Source organism: Streptomyces sp. FH025 (assembly GCF_017427025.1).
Classification (GTDB): Bacteria; Actinomycetota; Actinomycetes; order Streptomycetales; family Streptomycetaceae; genus Kitasatospora.
The window spans coordinates 1-4346 of the sequence record NZ_JAFLNG010000652.1; the positions used below are offsets into that span (position 1 = coordinate 1).

At 71.9% G+C, this 4346-nt stretch carries 2 protein-coding genes; both read left to right on the forward strand.

What is annotated here, in order from left to right; all coding sequences use genetic code 11:
- The first annotated feature begins 86 nt into the window (after nt 1-86).
- On the forward strand, nt 87-1727 hold the full coding sequence (locus J0670_RS31360) for a multicopper oxidase family protein (RefSeq protein WP_207815263.1): 1641 nt from the start codon (nt 87-89) through the stop codon (nt 1725-1727).
- 383 nt (nt 1728-2110) lie between these two features.
- Nucleotides 2111-4093 carry an amino acid transporter gene (locus J0670_RS31365; protein WP_374223205.1) on the forward strand — a complete coding sequence of 661 codons (1983 nt, stop codon included), beginning with the start codon at nt 2111-2113 and terminating at the stop codon, nt 4091-4093.
- The last annotated feature ends 253 nt before the right edge of the window (nt 4094-4346 follow it).

Sequence of the window (4346 nt, forward strand, 5' to 3'; positions counted from 1 at the left end):
CGCTCGCGCTCCCTCGCGCCCGCGCACGGACCGGCCGACGCGCCGTCCTGCACACCAACACCACACCGCACGAGGTGCACTCCGCCATGCGCACACCCACCCGCCGTACCGTCCTCGGCGCCGCGCTCGCCGCCGCCGGGACCGGCCTGCTCGCCGCCTGTTCCTCCTCCGGCTCGGACTCGATGACGGGCATGGACCACGGCTCCATGAACCACGGGTCGACCAACGCCCCCGGCACCGGCGGCCCGACCGCCACGCCCACCGGATTCGTCTCCCCGGTCGGCCCCGAGGTCGCCGCCGCCGAGGCGAGGCGCAACCCCGGGCCCGAACGCAAGATCGCGCTCACCGCCACCGAGACCACCCTCGACCTGGGCGGACGCACCGTCCGCAGCTGGGCCTACGGCGACCGCCTGCCCGGCCAGGAGGTGCGCGCCACCCTCGGCGAGACGCTCGCCGTCACCCTCGCCAACCACCTGCCGCAGCCCACCTCGCTACACTGGCACGGCCTCGCGCTGCGCAACGACATGGACGGCGTGCCGGGCGTCACCCAGGCCGCCGTCAAGCCCGGCGCCTCCTTCGAGCACCGCTTCGCGCTCTCCCACCCGGGCACCTACTGGTTCCACCCGCACTCCGGCGTCCAGCAGGACCGCGGCCTGTACGCGCCGCTGATCGTCGAGGACCCGAAGGAGCCGCTGAGCTACGACAAGGAGTGGGTCGTCGTCCTGGACGACTGGGTGGACGGCGTCGACGGCAGCACTCCGGACGCCGTCCTCGCCGAACTCGCCCAGGGCATGGGCGGGATGGACCACTCGAGCCATGGGGGTGCTTCCGGCGGCGGCGCACCCGGCATGGACATGGGCGGCATGGGCATGGGCGGCGCACCGAGCGGGGCAGCCGGCCCCTCCCGGATGCTGATGGGAGCTCAGAGCCCGTTGCTCGGCGGCGACGCCGGCGACGTCGCCTACCCGTTCCACCTGGTCAACGGCCGTCTCCCGGCCGCGCCCGAGACCTTCACCGCCAAGCCCGGCGACCGGATCCGGATCCGGCTGATCAACGCGGGCGGCGACACCGCCTACCGCGTCGCCCTCGGCGGCCACGAGTTGACCGTCACTCACACCGACGGCTTCCCGGTCGAGCAGGCCACCACCCAGGCGCTGCTGCTCGGCATGGGCGAACGCTACGACGTCCTGGTCACCGCGAAGGACGGCACCTTCCCGCTCACCGCGCTCGCCGAGGGCAAGAACGCCACCGCGCTGGCCGTGCTGCGCACCGGCGGCGGCGCCGCACCCGACGCCTCGGCGCGCCCGGCGGAGTTGGACGGCAGGCTGCTCACCGCCGCGCAGCTCAAGGCCGACGCGAGCGTGCGACTGCCCGCCAAGGCGCCGGACCGCACGGTCGCGCTGGAGCTCACCGGCGTTATGGCGAAGGCGGATTGGGCGTTCAACGGCCGCAAGTACGACCCCGCGCAGCGCTACCCGGTGGCGGCGGGGGAGCGGGTGCGGCTGGAGTTCCGCAACAGCACGAGCATGTGGCACCCCGTCCACCTGCACGGACACAGCTTCGCGCTGCCCGGTGACGGCCCGCGCAAGGACACCGCGATCGTGCTGCCGGGCGCGACCCTGGCCGTCGACTTCGACGCCGACAACCCGGGGCTGTGGATGGTGCACTGCCACAACGTGTACCACGCGGAGAACGGCATGATGACGGTCCTCGGCTACCGGGCCTGACCGCCGCCCGCGCACCGATCCGCCGGTGATCCACCCCTGGATCACCGGCGGTTCACCCATGATCCACCGGTGATCCATCGGTGATGAGCCCGTGACGCGTCCGTGATCCCGCCGGGGCGGGGACCGCCCTTCCCCGCCCCGGCGCTTCGCCCCGTGCGTCGGGCCACCCGCTGTGACCTGCGAGCCATGACGTTTTCTTAACGCGGGCCGATGACGTCTCCTTAACGCCTGTCGCATAGCCTGTCGCACTGCCGTCGCCCGACGGCGCTTTTACGGGGTCTTTAAACAAGAGGTGCAAGGTGGTTTCGTCGGGTTCGACGGAGGAGACGACGGAGGATCCGTCGTCGGCGCGAATACGCTTCCGCAGCTGGCTGCTGGAGGACATGTCGGCGGACAAGCCGGCCGAGCAGGACGACCGCACGCAGACGCGGCAGGAGGGCGCGGAGCCGGGGGACTCCGCCGCGAACGCCGCCGCCGACGAGGGCGCCGAGGGTGCCGAGAACGCCCCGGACGCCGCCCACGGCGCCCACACGGGCCAGCGCTGGTGGCGGGTGATGTGCCTGACCGGCCTGGACTACTTCTCGACGCTCGGCTACCAGCCGGGCATCGCCGCCCTGGCCGCCGGCGTGCTGTCGCCGATCGCGACGATCGTGCTGGTGATCGTCACCCTGCTGGGCGCGCTGCCGGTCTACCGCCGCGTCGCCCAGGAGAGCCCGCACGGTGAGGGCTCGATCGCGATGCTGGAGCGGCTGCTGTCGTTCTGGAAGGGCAAGCTGTTCGTCCTCGCGCTGCTCGGCTTCGCGGCGACGGACTTCCTGATCACCATCACGCTGTCCGCCGCCGACGCGAGCGCGCACCTGGTGGAGAACCCGCACCTGACCGGCGTGCTCGGCGGCAAGCAGGTGCTGATCACACTGATCCTGGTCGCCCTGCTCGGCGCGGTCTTCCTCAAGGGCTTCAGCGAGGCCATCGGCCTGGCCGTCGTGCTGGTCGGGGTCTACCTGGTGCTGAACGTGGTCGTGGTGGCGGTCGGCATCTGGAAGATCATCGAGGCCCCGCACGTGGTCACCGACTGGACGAACGCGCTGACCGTCCAGCACGGCAACCCGATCATCATGGTCGGCGTGGCCCTGGTGACCTTCCCGAAGCTCGCGCTCGGCCTGTCCGGCTTCGAGACCGGCGTCGCCGTGATGCCGCACATCAAGGGCGACCCGACCGACACCGAGGCGAACCCGACCGGCCGGATCCGCGGCACCCGCAAGCTGCTCACCACCGCCGCCGTGATCATGAGCGCCTTCCTGATCACCACCAGCTTCATCACCACGCTGCTCATCCCGGCCGACGAGTTCAAGGCGGGCGGCCAGGCCAACGGCCGCGCCCTGGCGTACCTCGCCCACCAGTACCTGGGCGGCGCCTTCGGTAGCGTCTACGACCTGTCGACCATCGCGATCCTCTGGTTCGCGGGCGCCTCCGCGATGGCGGGCATGCTCAACCTGCTGCCCCGCTACCTGCCGCGCTACGGCATGGCCCCGCACTGGGCGCGCGCGGTGCGGCCGATGGTGATCGTGCTGACCATGATCGGCTTCCTGGTCACCTGGCTGTTCGACGCCAACGTGGACGCGCAGGGCGGCGCCTACGCGACCGGTGTGCTGGTGCTGATCAGCTCGGCGGCCATCGCGGTGACCATCGCCGCGTACCGCAAGCGCGAGCGCGGCTGGACCGTCGCCTTCGCGGCGATCGCGGCGATCTTCCTCTACACCACCGTGCTGAACGTCATGGAGCGCCCGGACGGCCTGAAGATCGGTGCCTGCTTCATCGCCGGCATCATCCTGGTCTCGCTGCTGTCCCGGCTGCGCCGCGCCTTCGAGCTGCGCGTCACCCGTGTGGTGCTGGACGACGTGGCGGAACGTTTCATCCGCGACTACGCCCACCGCCCGCTGCGGCTGATCGCCAACGAGCCGAGCAACCGGGACGTCGCCGAGTACCGCGACAAGATCCGTCAGATCCGCGCCGACAACGACATCCCCGGCGAGGACGACCTGGTCTTCGTCGAGGTGACCGTCCGCGACGCCTCTGACTTCGAGTCCGAGCTGACCGTGCACGGCGAGGTGCTGCACGGCCGCTACCGGGTGCTCACCCTGGAGAGCTCCAGCATCCCGAACGCGATCGCCGCGCTGGCGCTCACCGTCCGGGACCGCACGGGCAAGCAGCCGCACCTCTACTTCGAGTGGACCGAGGGCAACCCCTTCGCCCAGTTCCTGCGGTTCTTCCTGTTCGGTCAGGGCGAGGTCGCGCCGGTCACCCGCGAGGTGCTGCGCGAGGCGGAGCCGGACCGCAGCCGCCGCCCGCGCGTCCACGTCGGCTGACCCCGCACACCCCGCACCCCGCACCTCGGCCCGCCCGGTCTCCCAGGACCGGGCGGGCCGTCGGCGTCTTCGAGGGGGAATGGCCCGGGCGGGGCTCAGGAGGGCAGGCGCAGCACCAGCCCGGGCTGGATGAGGTCCGGGTCCTCGCCGATGGCCTCGCGGTTGAGCTCGTAGAGGGCGGGCCAGCCGCCCGGGACGTCGAGGTCGACGGCGAGGTCGCCGAGGGTGTCGTTCTCGCGGACCGTCCAGGTGC